The organism is Limnobaculum xujianqingii, from assembly GCF_013394855.1.
Classification (GTDB): domain Bacteria; phylum Pseudomonadota; class Gammaproteobacteria; order Enterobacterales; family Enterobacteriaceae; genus Limnobaculum; species Limnobaculum xujianqingii.
Window position 1 is genome coordinate 336,679 of record NZ_JABMLK010000001.1, and the last position, 22,785, is coordinate 359,463.

Sequence of the window (22,785 nt, forward strand, 5' to 3'; positions counted from 1 at the left end):
TTTTAAAGAGTAGTTTAACTTTCACGCCCGCCTGTTTCTTTCATTAACGTTACCGACTTCTTAGCCACCAAATCAAAATTGCACAGTTAATAATAACCGTAAGCCAGAACATCCATTGAAACGACTTCTTGCTCGACTTATGGCGAAATAATTGTTGTGCCATCAGGGCTCCTGGCCATCCACCGATTACACCCAACCATAGCAGCGTACTTTCTTTAATACGCCAGGTGTGCTTTTTCGCAGCAGATTTATCTTTGCCATAAAACAGAAAAGTTATCAGGCTTAATGTGGCATACAGAATCACTATCTCTGGGGGTAACCAGCTAAACCAAAATGCCAGGGTGATGGCAGAGAAAAACAGGATAATCACCAGTAGAATAGTAAAACTAAAGGCTCGGTATTTTTTTTTGGTATCTGTCCGTGAATTCATACTGTCGTTGATCTCTTGTATTTTTTCTTTGCTTTGTCGTTACTTAAAGACATTTAATGTATTGATTATTATAAATAAATATATAACAGGTATTAGATGTCTCTAAAAAGAGACGTCTTATTCATGCATTTTACGCTGCGCACAAGAAATGTGAAAATAATGGCTAAAATGGAAAATAAAAATAATTCATTAATAATCAATTGATTATAATGTTATCGCTTATTTTAATCTGAAATAATTAAAGTTGGCATGATAAGTGCAATATCTTGTATGTAGATGCTCATTCTCCTTTTTATGATAGTTGGTTTAAGAACCTCTTCATAATCCAATGAATGATGCAGAGCCGAGTAATGGTGTCTATCGTCTAGCTTTATGATGACATTGTCATCAAACATTAGACATAACGTTGAGTGAGACACCACCATGTTGTCCTTTGACCTGATTTTTTTCTCACACTTGCCCTTATAGGCAAGTGTTTTTTTTGCCTGAAATTTATTGCCAGCTATTAAACCTGGCACAATTTGGACAAAATAAAAACGGGCCCAAATTATGGGTCCGTTTCATTGCAATATAATCATTCTTACTTCAGGGATAATGATAACCCCTGACGTCGTATTTGTGCGGCTTCCTGAGAACGATTTAGCTTATCCAGTGCATCTGCCAACAAAGCATAGTCTTTAGCATCAGGATGTTGCTCGATGGCTTGTTTTAGCACCACGCTGGCTTGTTCCCACTCACCATGCTTAATTAACAGTTGGCCCAGTGTGCTGTTTAGCAGTGGTGTTGCGCCGTGTTCCTGAATCTGCATTTTTAACTCTTTTTCCAGCGGATCCGGATTGCCGGATTCCAGCTTCTGAATTAGCAGAATCAGTCTTTCATCATATTGGTGCTTCAATCCATCCAGAATGATTTTCTGTGCTTGCTCATTGTCATCGCAGTCGATGAAATGGGAAGCCAGTTCAACCTGAAGCGTTTGGTTATTACGCACTTTACGTGGCTGATTTTTCCACCATAGCTTCAGTCCTTCGCTACCGCCTTCAGACATGGCCTGATTCATTAAGCCGATATAAGTGTCAAGGCGTAGGGTCTCCAGCGTATCTTCATCGTAAAGCTTAGCTTTCTCAATGGAAGGAATGATCTCCAGTAAGGAGGCATAGCCACCGGTTTTTAGATAGGCCTGCTGTGCCAGACGCAGCACTTCCGGATGGCGTGGTGCATCATTAAGTAACTGGTCGATACCGTGGCGTGCGGCGTGATATTCGCCTTGTGCCAACTGAATGCGGATGCGGGTAATATCAACCGGAAGCTGGTCGGTATCTGCCAGTTCTGCAGCACGGCTCAGATAGTCATTCACACGCTGAGTATCACCATTTTGCTGTGCAGCTTCAGCCGCCAGCAAATAGTTCACTACGGGCTGTTCCGCATGGTCAGCGTTACGGGTAAGTAACTTCTCAACCTGAGAAAAATCCCCTTCGGTTAGCTTAAGCATTGCAGCCCGGGTTTGTTTGCGTGCGCGAGTGCTTTTACGGCCAACAAACCAGCCTTTAGTACGTGCACTGGTATGAAAAATGCGGCGTAGTACCCACTCAAGACAGAACAAAACGATAAACAGTAATGCGATAAGGATAGCAAGACCGGTCACGCTCATTTTAATGTCGTAATTATCCGTTTGGATCATTACCGAGCCCTGATGTCCAGCCAGCATTGGACCTGCAGCTATACCTGCGACCAGTATCAATAATAGAAAGAGTAAACGCAGCATGTTTAACCCTCCTGATTACTGGATGGACGAGGTGCGTCCGGTGCAGGTGCTGTAGTTGGTGCCTGAGCGGGAGCTGAAACCGGAGCTGGTGGTGCAATGTCACGAGTACGTTTTCTCGTTACGGTATCCAGCAGCGACAGGCTTTTCAGTTCTTTCGGCATATCCAGATTAATAGATTGCTGAGAGAGCTCATCAAGCTGACTTATAAATGCTTTGGTTGATGAGTGATCCGGATCGAAATAGGCGCGAACCCAGGTGGAAACGCTGTCCAGTGATTGCTGATAGATTTCACTTTGATGACGGGAAACCGCTCTGGCAGCAATTAGCAGTTTTAATCGCAGGTTTTCTCTCAGATAGGTATCTTGATCCGGTGTTAACAGTGGGCTGGTTAGTTCATTAGCCGGAACATCGCGGGAGCGAATAGTAATGAATTCTGACATAAAACTATGCCAGCTGTTTTTTAAATTCTGACGCCAGTCTTTCAGCTCACCGCTCACTTCAGTACTGCTTTTATCTAACGGAGCGTTATCCCAGTCTGTACTGGCAGATGGCAGGTTCATCACTTGATCGGAGAGCTCATTTAATCTCAGGGCAATACCGTCAAAATCGATCTGGCTTACTGCGGAAATAGAATTGATATCCTGAATAATTGCCTGACGAACTTCGCTTAAGCTTGGGTCATTAAATTCAGACAGTGATTTATCTGCGCTTTTTAACATATTGATTGCTGTTGCTGCATCTTGCTCAATCCACAGCTTACGAGCAGCCATTTTGACCAGAAAATCGGCTTCAGATAAATGCCATATTTTGCTATCGCTGGAAGCGATCGTTGTGACCTTATTTTGTAGCTCTTGCAGAGTTGATACCTGAGCATCCAGTTTATTATTTTGCTCGGCTATCTGTTTCTCGGTATTTTTCAGCTGTTGAGTAAACTCATTTTGCGATGCTAACAGCTGACCATCTTCTTTAGATTGGCCAGTTTTCAGTGAATCAATTTGAGCCTGTAACTGCTGTATTGTTGCCTGCTGGGATGCAGCCCATTGATGACCGTGGTAATAGAGACCACCGCCAAGCGCAATGACTAAAGCGATAGCAATCGCTCCTAATGCAACACCAGACCGGCTACCTTGCCTGACTTTTGGCGTTTGAGTATTTGTTTCTTTTTCAGCTGACACGTTCTCTTGTTCAACTGGTGCTGATGGGGTCGTTGAATCCGTCATCTTGGCACATCCCGTAGTTAAATTTGTTGTAGCGCACGCAATAGCGCATCGTTATCTGCATTATCTGCAATTTGGCAATGTATCCAGCCTAATGTATTGGCCAGTACAGCAAGTCGTTCACTAACTACCAGTAATTGGCAACTAAGTAACCATTTACGATAGCGTTCCGGAACCAATTCGTACAGCTGTTGTAACATTTCTCCACTGGTAATTACCAGCGTGTTAACGTTCATTTGCTGCCAATGATGGTAAAGTTTTTCACCATCGTAAGGTATCGGGTGGCGTTGATAACACTCACAAAATGTTACTTCAGCTCCCCGTTTCTTAAGCTGTTCTGCCAGAAATGGCCTCCCGCCGTTTCCGCGCAAAATCAACACTCTTTTACCGACAACATGCTGTAATTGAGGTGATTTTAGCAGTTGCTCACTGATTTCGCGACCTTCGGGACGAGCTACCGGGCGATTTATCACTTTTTCAAATTCCCCGGCGGTTTTCTCCCCGATAGCCAAATAATCTATATTATCAGGCCAGATATGACATTCTTCGAGCAGCTTGTCTCGTGCGTAATATACAGCATGTTGGGAAGCGGCGATCAGTAGGTCACCCTGACGTAAATTATTCAAATAATCAGGCAGGTTTTTAAGTTCATCACCGGGGGAAAAGCTAATCAATGGGGTATGGCAGGCATTAATCCCCTGAGCAATGAGTTGTTTAACCAACTCTTCACCTGCAGGGGAGGGGCGAGTAACCAGTATGGTCATCAGGACTGATTATCCTGATAGACACGTTGCAGAATTTCATCGGCTCCCTGACTAAGCAGTTCTTCAGCCAGAGCGATTCCCATTTTTTCAGCAGCGGATGCAGGGCCACGACGTTCCCCGCGAATCATTTTACTGCCATCGGGAGCACCAACCAACGCCCGAAGCCAAAGTTCATCACCTTCCAGTTCGGCATAACTGCCAATAGGTACCTGACACCCACCTTCCAGACGGGCATTCATGGCTCGTTCAGCAATAACTCGAGTTTCTGTGGCGGCATCATTTAGCGGCGCTAATAACTCACGGGTTGTTTGATCGTTCAGACGACATTCGATACCCACTGCACCCTGACCTACCGCCGGTAAAGACTCTTCCGGCGTCATAAAATTACGAATACGTTGTTCCAGCTTCAGGCGTTTTAAGCCCGCAGCGGCCAGAATAATGGCGTCATATTGACCATTATCCAATTTGCTCAGGCGAGTACCAACATTGCCGCGCAGATCGGTGATGACTAAATCAGGGCGACGGGCACGAAGTTGGCACTGGCGGCGCAGGCTTGAGGTACCAACGATACTACCGGCAGGTAAATCATCCAGTGAATTAAAGTGATTAGAGACAAAGGCATCGCGTGGATCTTCACGCTCGCAGATGGTGACTAAACCTAAGCCTTCCGGAAAAGCGACGGGCACGTCTTTCATTGAATGCACGGCAATATCAGCGCGTCCTTCCAGCATGGCGATTTCCAGCTCTTTAACAAATAATCCCTTGCCACCTACTTTAGCCAGAGGGGTATCCAGAATAATATCGCCGCGGGTTACCATGGTGACCAGTTCAACCGTCAGGTTTGGGTGGAAAGCCAGTAAGCGATCCCGAACGTAGTGTGCTTGCCATAACGCCAGCGGGCTTTGACGAGTCGCAATGCGAATAGTGTTAGTAGACATGCTTTATCATTACCTTTTTATTATGTCGTCTCATTCTACCAGTTGGGGCCTTTGGTGTCAGCGCAGCATAAAAATTATCAATATTTGAAATAAAATGAAGTATCGACGCTTTTTGCTGAAATTATTTATTATTCAGCAGGAAGGTCTGATATCTACCTCGAATGTTGTATTGAATTGTGAACAAAATAGTGTGAGAAGCGGTGAGGAAAGGGGGCAATACCTTTACGCTTACCTCACAAGGTGTTAAATTGATCACGTTTCTGGCAATCAATGAACGATTGTATTTGCTAAATGGACGAGCAACCAGAATGCAGTTCCTTTAACAATCGTGGGAATCAATCAGGCAAATCGTCTTGCATCTTAATATGACTCTATTAAAGCAGCGATTGGATACGTTAAATCAATTACGTATCGATCGGGCTATGGCGAATATGGGATCTGCTTTCCAGCAGGTTTACATGCTGCTGCCCGTCTTTTTGCATTATCACCATCCGAAAATGCCTGGTTATCAGGATGGTATCGTTCCTAACGGTATTTGTGCCTACATTCCTAATGAAGCTCAAACTCAGTATCTGACGAATTTCTGTCAGAGCACCGATATTCCTCTTAATCAACATGCTACTCAGGCGCTGCCCATTACTGGCGTTTACAGCATGGGAAGTACTTCTTCCGTAGGGCAAAGCCAGTTTTCCGATCTGGATATTTGGATTTGTCATCAGTCATGGCTGAACGGCAACGAACGCACTATTTTGCAGGCGAAATGCCTGTTGCTGGAACAGTGGGCCGCATCGCTAGGTGTAGAAGTTAACTTCTTTTTGATTGACGAAAACCGCTTTCGCCAAAATCAGAGCGGGAAGTTGGATAATGAAGATTGTGGTTCAACCCTGCATATTCTGTTGCTGGATGAATTTTATCGCAGTGCCGTGCGTTTAGCCGGTAAGCCTGTTTTATGGAACGTGGTTCCCGATGAACAGGAGATGAATTATGAAGAGTATGTATCAGCACTATTTGCTGATGGAACATTACAGCGCGATGAGTGGATAGATCTGGGCGGATTGGGATCGCTGTCTGCTGAAGAGTATTTTGGTGCCAGCCTGTGGCAACTGTATAAAAGTATCGACTCGCCTTATAAAGCAGTGCTGAAAACCTTGCTGCTTGAAACTTATTCGTGGCAATACCCGCAGTCACAATTGCTGGCAATAGAAATTAAACAGCGTCTGCATAATGGTGAACTGGACTCTTTCAGTCTGGATGCTTATTACATGATGCTGGAAAGAGTGACCACTTATTTACAGGCGATTGGTGATGACGCCCGTCTGGATCTGGTTCGTCGCTGTTTTTATATGAAGGTTTGTGAACGTCTGTCGGAATCTACAGAAACTATTCCAGCCCAAGGTAACTGGCGGCGGGAAATTCTTAGCCAGTTAACTCGTGATTGGGGCTGGGATACAGAGCGAATGCAGATTTTAGATAATCGTGCCAACTGGAAAATTGAACGCGTCCGCGATGCTCATAATGAGCTGCTGGATGCCCTGATGCAAAGCTACCGTAACCTGATTCGTTTCGCCCGCCGTAATAATTTAAGCGTTAGTGCCAGCCCGCAAGATATTGGCGTGCTAACCCGTAAGTTATATGCTGCCTTTGAGGCGCTACCGGGTAAAGTTACTTTAGTCAATCCGCAGATATCACCTGACCTGTCAGAAAAAAATCTCACATTTATTCAGGTGCCCATTGACCGGGCAAATCGTGCCGGATGGTATTTATATAATCAGGCACCACAGGTTGATTCTATTATTGGCCATCAGCCGCTGGAATATAATCGCTACCTGAGCAAACTGGTGGCCTGGAGCTATTTTAATGGTTTGCTGACGCCGGATACGCGCCTGCATGTTAAAAATAGCCAGTATTGTAGCGATGAAAAACTTCAGATGTTTGTTGCTGATATTGCTAAACATTTCCCATTAAGGGTACCGGCCCCGACGCCAAAAGCGCTATACAGCCCCTGCGAAATTCGACATCTGGCACTGATTGTTAATCTGGAAAATGATCCGACAGAATCTCTGTTGCAGCAAGATACTCCACCGTTTGACCTCGGTAAATTGGATGTATTCAGCTTCGGTAATCAGGAACAGTGCCTGATTGGTAGCGTAGATTTACTGTACCGTAATTCATGGAATGAGGTTCGTACTCTGCATTTCAGCGGCAGTCAGGCGGTGATTGAAGCGCTGAAAACTATTCTGGGTAAGATGCATCAGGATGCGCTGCCGCCTGAATCAGTAGACGTCTTCTGTTATAGCCAGCATCTACGTGGGCTAATTCAGACGCGTCTACAGCAGTTGGTATCAGAATGCATCAGCCTGCGTTTATCCAGTACCCGTCAGGATTCAAACCGTTTTAAAGCATTGCGTCTTGCAGGGCAAACCTGGGGTTTATTTTTTGAACGCCTGAGCGTATCAGTGCAGAAATTGGAAAATGCCGTCGAGTTTTATGGTGCGATTTCCAACAATAAGCTGAACGGTATTCCGGTTCAGCTAAAAGCAGGTCAGGAACATTTACCCGAAATTATTGATGGCTCTGCCAGTGAAGGGATTATTCAATTCTTCTTTGAAGATACGGATAAAGGATTCAATATCTATATTCTGGATGAGCTAAATCGGGTTGAAGTCTATCTGAACTGCCAGGGGTGCATTGAAGAGCTGGTATGCGACGTTAGCCGTTTCTACGCCTCTTCCCATGAACGTTTCACTTACGGTTCGGGCTCGGTCAACTTTAACCTGCCGCAGTTTTATCAAATTATTCAGTCAGAGGGAGAAGCGCGAATTATCCCTTTCAACAGCAATTCAATTTCACCGTTGAGTGCACCATCGGTGCCGATCACTAAAAAAGATATTCTTCTTAGTCATACTTTCTGATTTGCATTCTGGTAATGGATTATATATTTTCTAAAAATTACCCTTATTTTTGACAATAATTAATTTCTGTTAATCAGTTAGATATTATACATTTCTCAAAAAAATCGATGTCATTGGTGAGACTGATTTTATCCGACTTGATAATGACTAATATTCCCCGAAAACTATATTCTGGTAGCTTATAAGTCTTTATATATTGAGAATGTAATGTTTCTGTACATGTTGTGGTTTTAATAAAATTTAATGATATTAATTTATTGCATATTAGTGATTGAAACTACCGACCTAGTAAATATGTCAGGATTGATGGGCTTTATATTTGTGTGCTTTAATTATGCGAAACCATAATGATTCTGAGTGTAAATAGCTGTTTAACATACTGCATGTAAGAAGGGAATATTAAATATTTTTAATATTCATAAATAAGGATGTTACTTAATGGATACTGGCTTATATTTCTCATGTAAAGTTGGAGATTTGCCTGAATCAACCTTTGATGTCGTTGATTTTACATTGGAAGAAGCGTTATCGACCTTGTTTAAATTGGAGGTTCAGGTAGCTAGTAACGATGCCAATATAAATATGGATGAGCAACTTTTACAGAAAGCATCTCTCACTATTAAGGTTGATGGTCAAGTAAAACGCACCATTAATGGCATTATTGAAGAAGCATTTCGTGGTGACAGTGGTTTTCACCGGACTTATTACACTTTCTCTATCCGTCCGGAACTCTGGTTATTAACATTAACTCAAGATAACCGAATTTTTCATTTCAATTCAATTCCAGATATTCTGGATCAGCTATTAAAAAAATATAATATCAGGTTTGAATCAAAGCTGATTGACTCACATAAGCAGTGGGAATATACCACTCAACGTAATGAAACAGACTATGATTTTTTTAGTCGTCTGGCAGCTGAAGAAGGGATAGTTTTCTGGTTTGAAGAAAATCAACTGTTTTACAGTGATAGTCGTACGGGTATGACAGGTGGCGAAAATCTTTTATATAACGCCCATGCCCAAAGTGCTAACCGGGAGTCGGTTATCCATAAGCTACAGTATGGTGCCCGAATGAAGCCCAATGCTGTTCACCTGAAAGACTATAAGTTCTCTCATCCGGATGTTGGACTTGACTCCAAAGTTAAGCAGCCCGGCAAACGCCCATTATTTACTATATATGAAAGCTATGGCCGTTATGATGATGACGGAGTGGCTCAACAGTATGCTAAATATCGTTTGGAAGCTCATCAGGCAAATAGCTTGTCTGGTCAGGCTGAAAGTAATTGTATTCAAATGATGCCGGGTAAGATATTTACTATTGCAGAACATCCGGCGGATGCCATTAACAGTAATTGGCAAGTTGTTAGTATCGTCCATCAGGGAACCTTGCCTCAATCAGTCGCAGAAGAATCTTCTGACGCTGTTGCGGTAATAACCAATCAATTTAGTTTTATTCCGGGTTCTGTTGACTGGCGAGCACCGTTTTCACCCAAGCCAACTGTATATGGTGATGAGACAGCTACTGTTGTTGGACCGGCAGGTGAAGAAATCTACGTGAATGAATACGGTCAGATAAAAATTCATTTCCACTGGAATAAATATGATGCACCTGATGAGAATGCATCTTGCTGGATTCGGGTATCACAAAACTGGAATGGTGACGGTTTTGGATTTCTATCCACCCCACGAATAGGCCAGGAGGTTGTTGTCTCTTATCTGAATGGTGATATTGACCAACCTATTGTCATGGGTACGACTTATAACGGAAAAAACAGCCCACCGCTGGACCTTCCCGCCGCTAAAACTCAAATGTCAATAAAATCGAAAACCCATAAAGGGGACGGTTTTAATGAATTACGCTTTGAGGATTCAAACGGTAAGCAAGAGCTGTTTATGCACGCACAGCGGGATATGAATACCAGCGTGCGTAACAACCGAACTACTGACGTTGATAAAGACCATACCGAAAATATTGGTCAGCATCAGACGGTTAACGTAACGTCAAATCAGAGCGTTAATGTGGGGGGGAATCAGTCAATTGATGTTAAAGGTCAGCGTACAGACCATGTGGTGCTGGATGAGACCGTCAACATTGATGTCAATCAGACAATTACTGTCGGTGCCGATCAAAAAATTGAGGTCGTGGGGAATCGTACCGATCATGTCAAAGTTAATGAAACGGTAAACATTGATGGCAATCAGGAAACCACAATTAAAGGAACGCATACCGTTAAGGTTTCCCAAAAACAAGATGTCACTATTACCGGGCCAGAAACTACAACTTACGAAAATACCCATAACTTCACCATCAACGGCGTGCAAACCATTACGGCTAAACAGGCAAGAAATCTGACGGTTAACGGCAAGCTAACTGAAAAATTTACTGCTTCTCATGACATGAATGTCACAGGCAATCAGAAAATTGATGTGACGGCAAAACAGTCAACACATGCCAAGGTAATTGATCTTAACGGCGATGATGAAATCAATATTACCTGTGGGGGTTCATCATTACAGTTAAAGTCAGATGGAACTATTACGCTGAAAGGTAACAAGTTTGTTGTTGAAATGGCGGATAAAATGAGTGTTGATGCAGGCAAAATTGAGCTTAACTAGAACTTATCAAATAAGGGAGCGATGATTTATGTCGGTTGAAATCAAAAATCCGGTTGAGCGAAAAATAGCAGAGATTGAACAGCGTTGGCTGGAGGCGTCATCAAATACTGATGCAAGATTATTCATCTGGCGGGTGCCTCAGGAATCCGATCGTTTGATCCACGGTTTCTTTGCTCTACAACAGCAATCCGACAATGAATACAGTACTCAGGATCTGTTTATCAATTTTCAGGAGCCTTACGAAATTGCCTATCAGTATTGTCACGCTATTGAGCAGGCATTTATTGAGCGTTATGAATTAACTGATATTGAAGGTGAAAAGTGGGCGTATTCTTCATTAACACCCTGCTATCGTTTTACTGAACTCAATGTTTTATTAGAGAGCTTTATTGCCCATCACGGTCAGTTTTTTCGTTATTTGACAATTGTACTTATGCCTGGACAAATCAGTCAGAGCAATGCCTTTATTACCTGGCTTGGTGAGTGTTTAGTCGCGCCAGTTATGGACCGAATTCGCTTCGTGGTTACTGACACTACTGAAGAAAAAGTCTGGCAGCCTCTGATTGATGACCATCCGAAGTTCACTCATCTTATTGAAATTAATATTGATGAAATGGAGTTAATGCGCCAGATCCTCAACGAATCTCCCACTACTGATGGTGTTGATATGTTGCGTTTCAGGCAACTGATGGTTGATACCTTTATCGGTTTAAGCAAAGGCAATACCAGTCAATTAGGTGTTCGTGCGCAAAAAGCCATTGATATTGCAGCGAAAAACAATTGGTTCGATCAGCAAGTTGTCATGTATAGCATGCTGGCTGGCGTTTATTTAAAAAATGCCGACATTCCTGATGCCGTTAAAAATTACAGGCTAGCGCAGCAGGCGGCGACAAATATTCCATTAGAGCCTCAGCAACTGCTTCTACAGACTCAAAGTCTGTTTGGTGAAGCGGGAGCCTGGTTTATGGGCAAAGAGTATTTACGTGCTTCTGAGGCCTATTATTCAGCAGCGCTTTTAGCTCAAAAACTTCCTCAACCACTCTGGGTTATTGAAGGGTATCGAGTGTCGGGATTTAGCCTGTTGGAAGCCAAAGTTAATGAACGACCAAATGAAGTGGTTGATCGCTATTACCATGCATTTATGGCAGGTATTGCGTTGCCTGCTGATGAAAGAATGCAAAGTACATTTATGTTTATTTTTCAGGATATTATGCGGTTGGTGGATAATTCTTGCGTCGAGAAGTTGGTTCAATTAGCTGAAGTTTATTATCAGCGTCAGGGTGAAATTATCGCATCAATTGAAGAACGCCAAAAATCACTGAGTTATCCACCATCAGCAAGCCAGATTGCACAATATGATGATGAGTTGGAACAACAAATGGTGAAGCTGTTCTATTTGGTGTTACAGGCTCGTGAAGATTTGATTGCTCAGGCTGACGAGTCTTTTAAGCAGCTTATCAGTATCGCCCGCTTTTATTCACATCCTTACTGGAGTGTTCATCAGGATATTGTCCACCCGTTTGATGAGCCGAAAGAAGAGTGGCTACCGTTAACAGATTATACGGCCACCATTGGAATTGAGGACGATGATGTACCAGAAGCATTTTATGCGTTACTCAAACACATCATTATTCCTGATAAAAACCAAGGAGAAGCGGCATGAGTTGGTTTACCAAAAAATGGCTAATCATGGCGGTACTGATACTTATCGCAATCGCTGTCAGTTATTTGTGTCCTGAATATGTAAACGAGTTACGTGTTTTTTACGGCAAGTTGGTCGGGCATTCTGATTAATCGATAAACAAAAAGGGATTTGTTGATGAATGGAAGTAAACATTTCGACCCCCAATTAGGCGTTGATTTTCATACTTATATTGTTCCCCCTTGTGGGGGAGTGATCAATATTACATAGGTTAAGGGAAAGCTGGATAAGTCCGACGCCTTTAATTGCAAGGCTTGAGGCTCAGATTGATAAAATCTTGCTATTGCATAGGAATGATTAAAACTGAGCTTTCTTGCGCTATTTATTGCATAACTATAAGCAGAAACTAAAAAGGTTTAAACAGGTTTTAAACCTTATTTAATTATCACTATAAATTCCGACCATACCAAACAACTTTCCCTATGATGCAAAAATCGTTCGGCGGGTTGTTCAAATCAACGGTAAATGACTCGTAAGCCGGGTTAGCGCTGGAAAACTTTAATATCTCCCCCGGTAATCGCTGGACTAGTTTTACGAATAAGTGACCATCGATTCTAAGTACATAGATTCCCTCTTTTGCGTCAACATCAGCATGATTAATCAAGATAACATCTTTATCATTGAGAATGCCTTCCATCGAATAACCCTGAACAGATATGACGGATAGTTGTTTAGGGTCTGCGCGTAGATACTGCTCAATCCAATACTTGCGAAATGCCATTAAAAACGACGGTTCCTCTGTTTCATTCCAAGCCCCATCACCCGCCGCCGCACTGACGTTATAACGGGGGATAAAAGCAAACTCAGACGTGACGCCGCTATCATCTTTAAACTTCGGCCCTTCACCAGTAGCCAGCCATTCTATTGAGACACCCGTGTATTTTACGAGTGATAACAGATTATCTAATGTTGGTAATGTAGCCCCTGTTAGATATTTGTGTAATCCACCATAAGAAATCCCCACATCTTTAGCAAATGCACGAATACTTTGTTTAGGGCCGATAAGTTCTTTTAACCTAGTTGAAAAACTGGTTCCTATTTCATCCGCTTTAATCGGAACATTGATTCCTTTTGGAGTCGCTAGTTCCTTTGGTTTGTAACTCATTGATTCTTTTCCTCAATTAAAGCTAATAATTTAAGATTAAAAATATTCACAAAAAGAACCATTAAAAGCTTGATTGGTTCCTTTTATTGATCAATACTATTATTACTTTGTATAAGAACTATGGGTTATTACTATGCATAACTGTACAGAATCGCAGAAATTGACTCCGAATGGAATCAATAATCTTATTGACTGGCACCCAGCGGATATTATTTCAGCATTAAAAAAACGGGGAACTAACTTATCAAGGCTTTCTCGGGAGTCTGGTTTAGGCTCTCGAACACTACACAACACCTTGTATCGTAAATGGCCCAAAGGTGAAATTTTGATAGCAAATGCTCTCAACGTACAACCTGATGTTATTTGGCCTAGCCGGTACTAATGGGGTTGTTATGTGGATTACTGTTGCTGATCTTGTTGGCTGTAAAGGACTTCCATCAACTGAAAGAGGTTGCCGGAAGTTATTGGATAAAGTAGCCCTCAATATGCCCGATATTCGCCGTAAAAAGGCAGGCTCAAAGGCGTTTGAATATGACGTAAGCTATCTACCTAGTAACATTCAGTCACTAATAGAACCACACTTATTAAAACACGTCATCACATCAAGAGCACCTCAACGTAATGTGGCAAAACTGGACACAAAAAAGACAAGTAATTCATCAACACTGGATTTAATGCGTCAGTGTCCTTCGCTGCTTGAAAATAAAATAAATGAACTCACAGATAACCAGCGTCAAATTGCAGACGCAAGAATGAGTTTAGCTATTGAAGTTCTAAGAATTGAAGAGCAAGCCAGTACAAGTCGAATTCGGGCTATTCGTTTCATCATTGAACAGGCTAAAGCGGCAACGTTACCAGAAAGGTTAATGCTTGCTGTGAATAGAGCAAACGCCCGAAAAGGTTCTACAAGAGTTATTGGTGAGCGTTCTTTAAATCAATGGGTTGTTGATTATTTGCGGGGTAAGGATGCTGCTGAACGCCTCGCATTGTTAGCTCCCGGACATCATAAAGCCAAGAAGGCTGTTGAAATATCATGGCTTCCGATGTTTCTCGCCATCTACCGTCAACCGAACGGGATTTCAATTGCTGAAGCATATCGTCAATTTTGTGACGAATGGGCGGCAGTATATGAGGGGCAACCCGCAATGCTAAATGTGCTTCCCTCTCTTGATGCGGTACACCGTGCACTAGCTAAACTAAAATCACCCGAATGAAAGGCCGTGTCACTGGTGCTGCTCTTCGGGCAATTCAAACCTATGTTAAGCGTGACTGGTCACAACTAACTGTTAACGATGTTTGGATCGGTGATGGTCACGGATTAAAAATGAAAGTGGCACACCCGGAGCATGGACAGCCGTTTATTCCAGAAGTTACGCTAATTATGGATGGTGTATCACGATTTGTTGTGGGCTGGAGTATCAGTTTATCAGAAAACACCATTGCGGTTGCTGATGCTTTACGGCATGGAATGTCCCGCAATGGGCTTCCATTGTTCTACTATTCAGATAATGGTGGCGGCGAGAAAAACCATCTGTTCGATGCTGATATTACAGGTATTTTGCCACGTCTTGGCGTTGGTCATGAAACAGGTATACCGGGTAATCCGCAAGGCCGAGGCATTATAGAACGTGCTCACCAAACCATTTTGTTTCGCATTGCTCGCCAGTTTGCAACCTTTCACGGCTCCAGTGCTGATCGTGATTCTGTCCGTATCACATCACGTCAAATCGTGTCCGCAGTTAATGCAAGAAACCAAGACAAAGAGTTATCGACAACCCAACGAAACGCACTTGCAAACTTGCCCTAGCTGGAATCAGTTAATAGACGCTATTGAAAACGGTGTCGAGTGGTACAACAGCCATCATGAACACAGCGAGCTACCAAAACGCAACGGACGTCATATGACACCTGCGTCATATCGCGCAGAACTGCTGGAAAAAAACGAGTTGCACTATTTGTCTGAACTTGAACTTCGGGACATGTTCATGCCGCAAGTTGTACGCGTGGCGCAACGTGGGTGGCTTTCTGTATTCAATAACGAATATTTCGCCGAAGAGCTTATCAATGTTGATGGCGAGCGTGTTTCTGTTGCTTTCGATATTCACAGCGCAGACAGGGTCATCGTTAGAAAACTGGACGGAACGTTCGTTTGTGAAGCTGTGTTCAATGGCAATAAGCGCGCCGCATTCCCTGTCGCCTTCGTTGAAAAAGCCAGAGCAGAACGGACGAAACGCCGCCTTAATCTGGTTGAAAAGAAAGCTGAGGAAATCAAAGCAGAGTTACGCCCGGTTATTGGCATTGAAGATAAAGACTTTAGCTCCCTGCTGTCAGGTGAGTTCCAGCATATATCCGAAAATCCAGAACCGATTTTTATGTTTGAGTCAGAGCGCGAAGAGTATCGCGCAAAACAACTGAAAACCGCGAGGTAATACCATGTCTTTAATCAAAAATGAGTTAACAGAACTAATGGTGAACAAGGGCTTTAGCCAAGCCAAAGTAGCAAGGGCTATCAGTGTTAGCGGTTCAACGCTTAGCCAATATTTGAGCGGTAAATATCCGGGCAATATTACGGCGTTAGAAACCGAAATCAGCGCTTTTATTGAACGTTGCAATGAACGTGACCGGTCACACAATATTACTATTACATTTGTGATGACGCCATCCGCAAAAAAAGGATTAGAACTGATTAAACTCGCCCATGAGTGCAAGGAAATCAACGTTCTTTATGGTGAAGCCGGACTCGGAAAAACCATGATTTTAAAGCGCTATGCGGAGGAAAATAAAAATACCGTCATTTTGATTGAGGCCGACCCCGGCTACACCGCAAAAGTATTGCTTGGTGAACTATGCCGCCAATTAAATTTATCTGTTGTTGGCAACTTGCATGACCTGATTGAAGCCTGTGTCGGTAAGCTCAACGGTTCAGATATTGTCCTTATTGTTGATGAAGCAGAACTCCTGCCATTTCGAGCGCTGGAAGTCCTGCGCCGGATTTATGACCGTTCCGGAGTCGGTGTCGTTCTTGCCGGAATGCCTCGTCTGATTTTGAACCTGAAAGGCAAACGCGGGGAATTAGTCCAGCTCTATAGCCGCGTGGGATTTGCCTTGAATCTTGGAAATAGCTTACCGCGTTCTGATGTGAAGGCTATCTCAAGCAGTGTTATTGACGAATTAGACGAAGAAACTGAAGACGCTTTCTTCACTGCATCGAAGGGAAATGCCCGGCGCTTATCTAAGCTGCTGCGTGGTGCTGTTCGTGTTTGTCGTATTAACGATATGAATATCAATGCTGCGGCTGTTCAGCAATTCGCACAAATGCTGATTAATTAAGGGGGAATCATGTCACAAGTTAATAAAAATAATGCAGTGTTCACAGGCTCATTACCGAAAGTTGAATCAGCTTTGTTAGAGCTAACAGCTCAAGGAATTAATGTTACTAACGTTAATTTATGCCAGCCATCCGCACCAACAATTCACGTTGAATATAGCCCGTCTCTGGCTCGGTTTATTACTGAACGAATCGCGGTTTATTACGCTTTCGGGTGTAAAGAACGCGGGAAATATAAACAAGCTCAATATCCGCTACATGGCTGTCGTGTGGTGTGGGTTGAGTATCATCATTAATCAATAAAACAGGTGAAATATTATGGCTAAAACTCCTAAAAAACGTCTTAAATCTGCGGCAGCGGTTTATGTATCTCAATCCCGAGATGATGCTATCGCTGATATTAAAAAGATTGGCGACATAACTCGCGAGCTAATTCGCACGGAAACTGAAATGAATGATGAAATTGGCACAATTACCAAGCGTTATGTACCTGTATTAGAGGGGTTCAAATCTCAGGTTGAAACCCTTCAAACTGGCGTTCAAACGTGGTGTGAAACTAATCGTGACGAATTGACCAATAAAGGAAAAACCAAATCAGCAAACTTGATAACAGGTGAAGTTCAATGGCGAAACCGCCCACCATCTATAACCATTCGGGGTGCTGAAACGGTCATTGAAAATTTACGTCGTTTGAAGCTTGAACGATTCATTCGCACGAAGGAAGAAGCAAACAAAGAAGCCATGTTGAACGAACCAGATATTGTTAGGGGTATTGCTGGAATTACAGTCAACACAGGTATAGAGGATTTTGTCATTGTTCCATTTGAACAGGAATCCCGATAATGACTAATCGTGCTTTTCGAATTGTTTCACAACGAGCTGTCAATGCTGAGAAGTCCGGCAACTATGCGGCAGCTTATACCTACTGGCACGACGCTTCCTTGTTAGCCGTTAAGCCCGTTAACGTTTGGCATGCAGAAACCCGCCGGGACTTTTGCGCGACCTGCAACCGTTACGGATGGGGGAAGAAATATGCGAGCTAAAGAGTTTAATCAAAAATATCCGATCGGTACTGGTTTTATTTATCAACCAAATAAAATTTTACGGGGTGGTCGTGCTGTCCGAACGCTCGACAAGGCCAGAGATTTAAGCAATTGCACCACCGTTGAAATTAATTGCGAACCGTATTGGGTGAATGTTGATTCATTAACGGCAATTTCTGGAATAACTAAACAGTAATATTTTAATCAATATTTAAAGGCATTTTAAAAATTAATTGGCGTAAACCCGCCGGGGCTGGCTTACGCCAAAATCTAGAGGAATAGCAATGAAAGACAAAGAAAAATACTTAGCCAAAATTAAAAAGTTATTGAATTTGGCAAATCGCAGCTCAAATGCAAATGAAGCAGCAAACGCATTAAGTCAAGCGCAAAAAATGATGAATCAACATGGTGTTACATCAACCGATGTTGAATTGTCAGAAATCGCGGAAAGTGCCAGTAAAGGTGCGCCATCTGATGCAGCGACAATGCCTCGTTATATGAGCTTATTGTTTGGGATGATATGTCGAGCTTTTGGTGTTGATGGCTATTGGAGTTATCGAATTTCAGGTAAGTATGGAATTCCAAAACGCATCGCTAAATTTATTGGTGTGAATGAACGACCACAAATCGCAGCTTACGCCTTTGATGTGTTATCGCGACAAATAAAACGCGCTCGTAAAGAGTTTTTAACCACACAAAATAAACGAATTAAGACCAGCACAAAAACAGCCCGAGCCGATCAGTTCTGTGAAGGTTGGATCTCCGGTGCCTATAAAGCGGTAACGCCATTCATTATCCCTGATGATGAAAAAAACTTAATGGCTGTTTACATGGATAAACTTACAGAAGAACACAATTTAAAGGAAGGAAAGACCCGAGGCGCAAAAGATTGTCGGGGAAGTGATGACGCTCGCTTTTCTGGTTATTTAGCTGGTCGTGACGTTAAGTTACATGCAGCAGTTAACGGGGCAACCAATACTACTGTGTTATTGGGGGATTCATTATGACATGGCTTTGCACAGTATCAGGCCGTCAAGTTGATTACCTGAACCCAACCGCAGACAGTATCGATATTTCTGATATTGCACAAGCACTGGCCCATACGTGCCGCTATTCCGGACACGTTCGGTCATTCTATAGCGTTGCTCAACATTCCGTCATTGTGAGTCACATTGTACCAGAGTCGTTCGCTCTTGAAGGTTTGTTGCATGATGCCGCCGAGGCTTATTGCTGCGATATTCCCTCACCACTAAAACGCCTGTTACCTGATTACAAACGCATAGAGAATCGCTTTGATTGGGTTATTCGTGAAAAGTTCGGATTACCTTTACTCCCAAGCCATGAAGTGAAACAAGCTGACTTAATCGCACTGGCAACAGAGAAACTCGATCTCGGAATTGACCCACATAGAGAGTGGCCCATTTTAAACAACGTTGCTGCTATGCCCTTCAATATTGTTCCGCAATCCTCACACGTCGCAGAGGTGCTATTTATGGCTCGTTTTCGTGAGTTGTGCGGCGAACCATGCACAGGAACAGATTTACAAACCCTACAAGCGTTTGTCGCTTGCGATGGTGATGACGGCGAAGGTCAACGGCTTAACGAAAAGTTAACCAGTTTGATTAATTCCGCAGTGGAAGAAATCAAACATTATCGTTATGGGGTGAATAATGGCTAACCTCATTCAATTGATCCACATTGGAAAAAATGCGTTGCAATGGTCTGATGATGTTTACCGGGATGTTTTATACAGAATTACGGGCTGCACCAGTGCAAAGCAATGTAAGCCCGAGCAGCAACAGAAAATCCTTGATTACATGAAGGAGCAAGGCTTTACCCCAGAAAAGAAAAAAGACCACGGACGCCGCCCTAACGTTTCCGCCGGACGTCAGCGGACATTAAATAAAATCGAAGCTTTACTCACTGATGCTGAACGTTCTTGGGGGTATGCAGAAAGCATGGCGGGTCATATGTTTAAACAGCCTGTTATTGAGTGGTTGACCGACTCACAGCTAACAAAGCTTATGCAAGCTTTGATTGTTGATGCACGTCGCCGGGAGGATAAGCGATGAATCTTGAAGAGTTAAAAGATTTCTTGCCGGGTAATATTCAGGAAGCCGCCGAAATCATCGGATATCCGGCAACGTTGAAGCTGGTCGAGAAATTGGGTGGAATCACTTTTCCGTTTAGTAAGGGAGTAGGCGCATTCGGTAAAACCCGAATTGCACTGTTAGTTCAGGCCATTGGGAAAGATCACGCAGATAAGTTAATGTCACATTTCGGCGGAGAAGATTTTTATATCCCTCGTTGTGCGGAGGCACTACGCGAACACCGTAACCGCCAATTTTTATCCGCATTTGATGATATGAAGAACGCGGGAGAATCAGCATCAATGAGCCTGACAATTCTTTGCCCTCAGTTTGGTTTTTCTGATCGTTTTGCGTGGGAGTTATTAAGTAAGTACAATCGCACCGATGCCAATAAACAAGACACCTTATTTTAAACGGAGTTAGCGCCATGAAGTTAAAGGTATTCGCAGCCACAACATTGTTAATCAGCCCATTGTTATTCGCTGGTCAGGTTGATAACTCCGCGATGGTTAAGAAGTATCATGCGCAGTTAGAGGATGTAAAAAGTCTTTTAAATGAAACAATAGTAACAACAGTCCTTAGTGTTCATATTGCTGATGCTTATCGACAGTTTGGCGGCGTTCTGCCAGAAGTTACCGCACACAGCAAGCACATTCAACGATTGAAAGAAGATGCCGAACATTTGTTCGGGAATGCATTAACTGAGACGCCATTTCCAAATTGTCGAGAACTGGTTTATGATGCCGACAAGATATGGGGATTGCGGTTGGATTTAGCGAAAACCAACAAAACACCGGGCAAAGAGATATCTTCCGCCGAGGATAAGTTTGTGAAAGCTCAAAGCGCATGTGTTAATGAAATTAAAACACCGCCTCCAGCAAAAAAAGACGAGTCAAAAACGGCGATTATCGATATAACCTCTTAACCCCCTGAACCCCATCACACCGCCTAAAACCACATAAAAAGTAACACTAACACCATCTTTAATCAGATGGTGTTTTTTTATGTCATATATCAACCGAATTGTTATCCACTGCGCCGCGACTGCCAACGGTCGCCGCCTCGCCAATGCTCGGGAAACTGCCGCCGCTGTTATTGACCGTTGGCATAAAGACCGGGGCTTCCGTCGTTCAACGCCGTTCGTTAATGAATTTAGTCCCGGCCTGCGTCATATCGGTTATCACTTTGTCATTGATACAAATGGAACCGTTGAAAAAGGCCGGGCAATTGGTGAAACCGGCGCTCACGCCAAAGGCTACAACACCGGCTCAATTGGTATTTGTCTTGTAGGTACGGATAAATTCACGCAAGCACAGTGGGAAGCACTGGCGCTGCTTTATGCTGATTTAGTCGAAAAGTATCCTCGCGCCGTTGTTTGTGGTCATCGTGACCTGTCCCCCGACCTGAACGGCGATGGGAAAATCACATCAAACGAATGGACAAAAATTTGCCCCGGCTTTGATGTTGCCGGTTGGCAAGCCCTTTTATTGTCGCCTCGCTCTGAATGGGTTTGCGAGGAAAAGCCATGAGCAATCAGAAATACCAGTCCAAAAGTGATATGACATCAATAACTGAGCGTCTGTTACAGCTCATTACCAATCCGGGAAGCGGACGGCTTTCAACCTCCGATACGTTGTTAGTGGGTGCCTTCGTGGCATCAACTATCGTGTTGATTTATTGCACCTTTACTGACCATTTAACTGAGTGGCTTTTCGCCGGATATATGGCGGCATGGGTTGTCCAGTCTCAAGCCTCAAAGCAAGCCGCTATTAAACGTGATCGGGAGGCTGGAAACCATGAGTAGCTTTCTTTCATTTGTGATGAATCACAAAGCTGTCTTTATCAAACTCACTATCAGTACCTTGCTCTTTGGTGTTGGCTGGGTTGCCGGGGCGAAGGTATCTGCCATAGCTCATAACATGACGCTTAATGACTTACAGGCCAAACACGCAAAAGCTGAATTGCAATGGGAGTCTGAGCGGAAAGCCGCCGCAGAACGCCAAAATCGGGCGTTAGATGCTGCCGTTCAAAAGCAACAGAACGCCACCACAGAAAGTCAGCGAATAACAGCACAACTGCTGGAGACACAACAGCAGTTATCAAAAACTGAACGTGAACTTAAAAAAAGGATTAATGATGCGACTAAAAGTGATGGGCGCAATTTTAATGGTATTGGCCCTTACAGCTTGCAACTCTACCGCGCCGCGCTCGGATATCCCATTGATAGTCGATGTTTGTCCGCCAATACCAGCGGCGCTACTGATTCTGCCAGTGAAACCACCTGCCCCGGAGCCGGGTTATCACCAGAAGATATCCTCGATCATATCACCGACTACGGCACCTACTGCCGCACAATCGAAAAGCAATTAATCAGCATTGAAAGTTGGGAGCGCAATAAATGACTGTTGATATTGCATTTCAAATTGCGCTAGCGCTTGCCGGGGTGTTCGGTGGGATATGGGTTAAACGTTTACAGGATGATATTAGCCGACTACAGAACGAACAGCAGGCATTAAGAAAGGAACTCTACGAACGCTACCAGCTAAAAGAAGAAGCCCACAAAGACGTAGGCTCCATCAAAGAGTTAATCGGAGAGCTGAAACAGCAACTTAACCGCATTGACAGCAAACTCGACAGGAAAGCTGATAAATGAGTAAAGCAAAAAAGACCAAGCGCTTAACCAGTCGGAGCACTGCCACAGAACTGGAAGAGTTACGAAGCATTAGCGCCCAATTAAACCGGATAGAAAGTCGTATTGACGCCATCCATCCGGCATCAGTGAAAAGCGGTACCATTGCCGGAGCTGTGGCGGGTGGTATGTCCGGCGGTCTGGTGTATGCCGCCATCGAAATTATTAAAACAATATTAAAGGTTTGAC

General features: G+C 43.4%; 28 protein-coding genes and 1 pseudogene. 23 read left to right on the forward strand and 6 right to left on the reverse strand.

The window, feature by feature from the left end; genetic code table 11:
- Nucleotides 1-49: 49 nt before the first annotated feature.
- The 5 genes from GOL65_RS01175 to hemC form a co-directional block, all read right to left on the reverse strand.
- Nucleotides 50-430, reverse strand: a complete 381-nt coding sequence (locus GOL65_RS01175; protein WP_140921343.1) for a DUF1294 domain-containing protein — start codon at nt 428-430, stop codon at nt 50-52.
- 580 nt (nt 431-1,010) lie between these two features.
- Complete coding sequence (gene hemY, locus GOL65_RS01180; RefSeq protein WP_140921342.1) at nt 1,011-2,192, reverse strand: protoheme IX biogenesis protein HemY; 1,182 nt, start codon at nt 2,190-2,192, stop codon at nt 1,011-1,013.
- 2 nt (nt 2,193-2,194) lie between these two features.
- The gene (hemX, locus tag GOL65_RS01185; RefSeq protein ID WP_140921341.1) at nt 2,195-3,412 is read right to left on the reverse strand and encodes a uroporphyrinogen-III C-methyltransferase; all 1,218 of its coding nucleotides are present in this window, start codon (nt 3,410-3,412) and stop codon (nt 2,195-2,197) included.
- Between the two features lie 17 nt (nt 3,413-3,429).
- Nucleotides 3,430-4,173, reverse strand: a complete 744-nt coding sequence (gene hemD / locus GOL65_RS01190) for a uroporphyrinogen-III synthase (protein WP_140921340.1) — start codon at nt 4,171-4,173, stop codon at nt 3,430-3,432.
- Nucleotides 4,173-5,111 (reverse strand): hydroxymethylbilane synthase, encoded by a 939-nt coding sequence (gene hemC, locus GOL65_RS01195; protein ID WP_140921339.1) that lies wholly within the window; start codon nt 5,109-5,111, stop codon nt 4,173-4,175. Before hemC ends, hemD begins: the two co-directional genes overlap by 1 nt.
- 365 nt (nt 5,112-5,476) lie before the next feature.
- Here hemC and GOL65_RS01200 point away from each other — a divergent pair, with 365 nt between their 5' ends.
- The 4 genes from GOL65_RS01200 to GOL65_RS22345 all read left to right on the forward strand — a co-directional run bounded on the left by GOL65_RS01200 (nt 5,477) and on the right by GOL65_RS22345 (nt 12,433).
- A complete protein-coding gene (locus GOL65_RS01200; protein ID WP_407657449.1) occupies nt 5,477-8,023 on the forward strand; it encodes a class I adenylate cyclase in 2,547 nt (848 codons plus the stop codon).
- Nucleotides 8,024-8,461: 438 nt separating this feature from the next.
- A complete protein-coding gene (locus tag GOL65_RS01205) occupies nt 8,462-10,639 on the forward strand; it encodes a type VI secretion system Vgr family protein (protein WP_140921337.1) in 2,178 nt (725 codons plus the stop codon).
- 28 nt (nt 10,640-10,667) lie between these two features.
- Nucleotides 10,668-12,302, forward strand: coding sequence for a hypothetical protein (locus GOL65_RS01210; protein ID WP_140921336.1), 1,635 nt, complete (start codon nt 10,668-10,670; stop codon nt 12,300-12,302).
- Nucleotides 12,299-12,433 carry a hypothetical protein gene (locus tag GOL65_RS22345; RefSeq protein WP_267313812.1) on the forward strand — a complete coding sequence of 45 codons (135 nt, stop codon included), beginning with the start codon at nt 12,299-12,301 and terminating at the stop codon, nt 12,431-12,433. Before GOL65_RS01210 ends, GOL65_RS22345 begins: the two co-directional genes overlap by 4 nt.
- A gap of 296 nt (nt 12,434-12,729) precedes the next feature.
- On the opposite strand, the gene GOL65_RS01215 is transcribed toward GOL65_RS22345, so the two are convergent.
- On the reverse strand, nt 12,730-13,446 hold the full coding sequence (locus GOL65_RS01215; protein WP_140921523.1) for a LexA family transcriptional regulator: 717 nt from the start codon (nt 13,444-13,446) through the stop codon (nt 12,730-12,732).
- 133 nt (nt 13,447-13,579) lie between these two features.
- Here GOL65_RS01215 and GOL65_RS01220 point away from each other — a divergent pair, with 133 nt between their 5' ends.
- The 19 genes and pseudogenes from GOL65_RS01220 to GOL65_RS01300 all read left to right on the forward strand — a co-directional run bounded on the left by GOL65_RS01220 (nt 13,580) and on the right by GOL65_RS01300 (nt 22,784).
- A complete protein-coding gene (locus GOL65_RS01220; RefSeq protein WP_130590485.1) occupies nt 13,580-13,828 on the forward strand; it encodes a helix-turn-helix domain-containing protein in 249 nt (82 codons plus the stop codon).
- A gap of 10 nt (nt 13,829-13,838) precedes the next feature.
- On the forward strand, nt 13,839-14,660 hold the full coding sequence (locus GOL65_RS22105) for a hypothetical protein (RefSeq protein WP_228723024.1): 822 nt from the start codon (nt 13,839-13,841) through the stop codon (nt 14,658-14,660).
- Complete coding sequence (locus tag GOL65_RS22110) at nt 14,657-15,253, forward strand: hypothetical protein (RefSeq protein WP_228723025.1); 597 nt, start codon at nt 14,657-14,659, stop codon at nt 15,251-15,253. Before GOL65_RS22105 ends, GOL65_RS22110 begins: the two co-directional genes overlap by 4 nt.
- The gene (locus GOL65_RS22115; RefSeq protein WP_228723026.1) at nt 15,237-15,875 is read left to right on the forward strand and encodes a Mu transposase C-terminal domain-containing protein; all 639 of its coding nucleotides are present in this window, start codon (nt 15,237-15,239) and stop codon (nt 15,873-15,875) included. The genes GOL65_RS22110 and GOL65_RS22115 overlap by 17 nt, the downstream gene beginning before the upstream one ends.
- Nucleotides 15,876-15,879: 4 nt before the next feature.
- Nucleotides 15,880-16,776 (forward strand): AAA family ATPase, encoded by an 897-nt coding sequence (locus GOL65_RS01230; RefSeq protein WP_140921521.1) that lies wholly within the window; start codon nt 15,880-15,882, stop codon nt 16,774-16,776.
- Between the two features lie 9 nt (nt 16,777-16,785).
- The gene (locus GOL65_RS01235; RefSeq protein ID WP_179038117.1) at nt 16,786-17,070 is read left to right on the forward strand and encodes a hypothetical protein; all 285 of its coding nucleotides are present in this window, start codon (nt 16,786-16,788) and stop codon (nt 17,068-17,070) included.
- A gap of 22 nt (nt 17,071-17,092) precedes the next feature.
- On the forward strand, nt 17,093-17,617 hold the full coding sequence (locus GOL65_RS01240) for a host-nuclease inhibitor Gam family protein (RefSeq protein WP_140921519.1): 525 nt from the start codon (nt 17,093-17,095) through the stop codon (nt 17,615-17,617).
- A complete protein-coding gene (locus tag GOL65_RS01245) occupies nt 17,617-17,817 on the forward strand; it encodes an ANR family transcriptional regulator (RefSeq protein WP_140921518.1) in 201 nt (66 codons plus the stop codon). The genes GOL65_RS01240 and GOL65_RS01245 overlap by 1 nt, the downstream gene beginning before the upstream one ends.
- On the forward strand, nt 17,807-18,013 hold the full coding sequence (locus GOL65_RS01250; protein ID WP_140921517.1) for a hypothetical protein: 207 nt from the start codon (nt 17,807-17,809) through the stop codon (nt 18,011-18,013). Before GOL65_RS01245 ends, GOL65_RS01250 begins: the two co-directional genes overlap by 11 nt.
- Before the next feature lie 88 nt (nt 18,014-18,101).
- On the forward strand, nt 18,102-18,824 hold the full coding sequence (locus GOL65_RS01255; RefSeq protein ID WP_140921516.1) for a DUF2786 domain-containing protein: 723 nt from the start codon (nt 18,102-18,104) through the stop codon (nt 18,822-18,824).
- Nucleotides 18,821-19,330 (forward strand): annotated as a pseudogene (locus tag GOL65_RS01260) (HD family hydrolase); the annotation flags it as partial. The gene GOL65_RS01255 and the pseudogene GOL65_RS01260, both read left to right, overlap by 4 nt.
- Nucleotides 19,331-19,487: 157 nt before the next feature.
- Complete coding sequence (locus tag GOL65_RS01265) at nt 19,488-19,889, forward strand: gp16 family protein (protein WP_140921515.1); 402 nt, start codon at nt 19,488-19,490, stop codon at nt 19,887-19,889.
- Nucleotides 19,886-20,320 carry a Mor transcription activator family protein gene (locus tag GOL65_RS01270; protein WP_140921514.1) on the forward strand — a complete coding sequence of 145 codons (435 nt, stop codon included), beginning with the start codon at nt 19,886-19,888 and terminating at the stop codon, nt 20,318-20,320. Before GOL65_RS01265 ends, GOL65_RS01270 begins: the two co-directional genes overlap by 4 nt.
- A gap of 14 nt (nt 20,321-20,334) precedes the next feature.
- Nucleotides 20,335-20,832 carry a hypothetical protein gene (locus GOL65_RS01275; protein ID WP_140921513.1) on the forward strand — a complete coding sequence of 166 codons (498 nt, stop codon included), beginning with the start codon at nt 20,335-20,337 and terminating at the stop codon, nt 20,830-20,832.
- A gap of 79 nt (nt 20,833-20,911) precedes the next feature.
- Nucleotides 20,912-21,436: an N-acetylmuramoyl-L-alanine amidase gene (locus tag GOL65_RS01280; RefSeq protein WP_179038118.1), complete on the forward strand. Its 525-nt coding sequence runs from the start codon at nt 20,912-20,914 to the stop codon at nt 21,434-21,436.
- Nucleotides 21,433-21,711, forward strand: coding sequence for a hypothetical protein (locus GOL65_RS01285; protein WP_228723027.1), 279 nt, complete (start codon nt 21,433-21,435; stop codon nt 21,709-21,711). The genes GOL65_RS01280 and GOL65_RS01285 overlap by 4 nt, the downstream gene beginning before the upstream one ends.
- Nucleotides 21,704-22,309: a hypothetical protein gene (locus GOL65_RS01290; protein WP_140921511.1), complete on the forward strand. Its 606-nt coding sequence runs from the start codon at nt 21,704-21,706 to the stop codon at nt 22,307-22,309. The genes GOL65_RS01285 and GOL65_RS01290 overlap by 8 nt, the downstream gene beginning before the upstream one ends.
- On the forward strand, nt 22,306-22,560 hold the full coding sequence (locus GOL65_RS01295) for a hypothetical protein (protein WP_130590468.1): 255 nt from the start codon (nt 22,306-22,308) through the stop codon (nt 22,558-22,560). Before GOL65_RS01290 ends, GOL65_RS01295 begins: the two co-directional genes overlap by 4 nt.
- Nucleotides 22,557-22,784: a hypothetical protein gene (locus GOL65_RS01300; RefSeq protein WP_140921510.1), complete on the forward strand. Its 228-nt coding sequence runs from the start codon at nt 22,557-22,559 to the stop codon at nt 22,782-22,784. Before GOL65_RS01295 ends, GOL65_RS01300 begins: the two co-directional genes overlap by 4 nt.
- Nucleotide 22,785: the final 1 nt, after the last annotated feature.

Excerpts from the sequence above, each read along its gene's own strand:
- GOL65_RS01175 (WP_140921343.1), bottom strand. The coding sequence starts at position 430 with ATGAATTCACGGACAGATACCAAAAAAAAATACCGAGCCTTTAGTTTT.
- hemY (WP_140921342.1), bottom strand. The coding sequence starts at position 2,192 with ATGCTGCGTTTACTCTTTCTATTATTGATACTGGTCGCAGGTATAGCT.
- hemX (WP_140921341.1), bottom strand. The coding sequence starts at position 3,412 with ATGACGGATTCAACGACCCCATCAGCACCAGTTGAACAAGAGAACGTG.
- hemD (WP_140921340.1), bottom strand. The coding sequence starts at position 4,173 with ATGACCATACTGGTTACTCGCCCCTCCCCTGCAGGTGAAGAGTTGGTT.
- hemC (WP_140921339.1), bottom strand. The coding sequence starts at position 5,111 with ATGTCTACTAACACTATTCGCATTGCGACTCGTCAAAGCCCGCTGGCG.
- GOL65_RS01200 (WP_407657449.1), top strand. The coding sequence starts at position 5,477 with ATGACTCTATTAAAGCAGCGATTGGATACGTTAAATCAATTACGTATC.
- GOL65_RS01205 (WP_140921337.1), top strand. The coding sequence starts at position 8,462 with ATGGATACTGGCTTATATTTCTCATGTAAAGTTGGAGATTTGCCTGAA.
- GOL65_RS01210 (WP_140921336.1), top strand. The coding sequence starts at position 10,668 with ATGTCGGTTGAAATCAAAAATCCGGTTGAGCGAAAAATAGCAGAGATT.
- GOL65_RS22345 (WP_267313812.1), top strand. The coding sequence starts at position 12,299 with ATGAGTTGGTTTACCAAAAAATGGCTAATCATGGCGGTACTGATACTT.
- GOL65_RS01215 (WP_140921523.1), bottom strand. The coding sequence starts at position 13,446 with ATGAGTTACAAACCAAAGGAACTAGCGACTCCAAAAGGAATCAATGTT.
- GOL65_RS01220 (WP_130590485.1), top strand. The coding sequence starts at position 13,580 with ATGCATAACTGTACAGAATCGCAGAAATTGACTCCGAATGGAATCAAT.
- GOL65_RS22105 (WP_228723024.1), top strand. The coding sequence starts at position 13,839 with ATGTGGATTACTGTTGCTGATCTTGTTGGCTGTAAAGGACTTCCATCA.
- GOL65_RS22110 (WP_228723025.1), top strand. The coding sequence starts at position 14,657 with ATGAAAGGCCGTGTCACTGGTGCTGCTCTTCGGGCAATTCAAACCTAT.
- GOL65_RS01230 (WP_140921521.1), top strand. The coding sequence starts at position 15,880 with ATGTCTTTAATCAAAAATGAGTTAACAGAACTAATGGTGAACAAGGGC.
- GOL65_RS01235 (WP_179038117.1), top strand. The coding sequence starts at position 16,786 with ATGTCACAAGTTAATAAAAATAATGCAGTGTTCACAGGCTCATTACCG.
- GOL65_RS01240 (WP_140921519.1), top strand. The coding sequence starts at position 17,093 with ATGGCTAAAACTCCTAAAAAACGTCTTAAATCTGCGGCAGCGGTTTAT.
- GOL65_RS01245 (WP_140921518.1), top strand. The coding sequence starts at position 17,617 with ATGACTAATCGTGCTTTTCGAATTGTTTCACAACGAGCTGTCAATGCT.
- GOL65_RS01250 (WP_140921517.1), top strand. The coding sequence starts at position 17,807 with ATGCGAGCTAAAGAGTTTAATCAAAAATATCCGATCGGTACTGGTTTT.
- GOL65_RS01255 (WP_140921516.1), top strand. The coding sequence starts at position 18,102 with ATGAAAGACAAAGAAAAATACTTAGCCAAAATTAAAAAGTTATTGAAT.
- GOL65_RS01265 (WP_140921515.1), top strand. The coding sequence starts at position 19,488 with ATGGCTAACCTCATTCAATTGATCCACATTGGAAAAAATGCGTTGCAA.
- GOL65_RS01270 (WP_140921514.1), top strand. The coding sequence starts at position 19,886 with ATGAATCTTGAAGAGTTAAAAGATTTCTTGCCGGGTAATATTCAGGAA.
- GOL65_RS01275 (WP_140921513.1), top strand. The coding sequence starts at position 20,335 with ATGAAGTTAAAGGTATTCGCAGCCACAACATTGTTAATCAGCCCATTG.
- GOL65_RS01280 (WP_179038118.1), top strand. The coding sequence starts at position 20,912 with ATGTCATATATCAACCGAATTGTTATCCACTGCGCCGCGACTGCCAAC.
- GOL65_RS01285 (WP_228723027.1), top strand. The coding sequence starts at position 21,433 with ATGAGCAATCAGAAATACCAGTCCAAAAGTGATATGACATCAATAACT.
- GOL65_RS01290 (WP_140921511.1), top strand. The coding sequence starts at position 21,704 with ATGAGTAGCTTTCTTTCATTTGTGATGAATCACAAAGCTGTCTTTATC.
- GOL65_RS01295 (WP_130590468.1), top strand. The coding sequence starts at position 22,306 with ATGACTGTTGATATTGCATTTCAAATTGCGCTAGCGCTTGCCGGGGTG.
- GOL65_RS01300 (WP_140921510.1), top strand. The coding sequence starts at position 22,557 with ATGAGTAAAGCAAAAAAGACCAAGCGCTTAACCAGTCGGAGCACTGCC.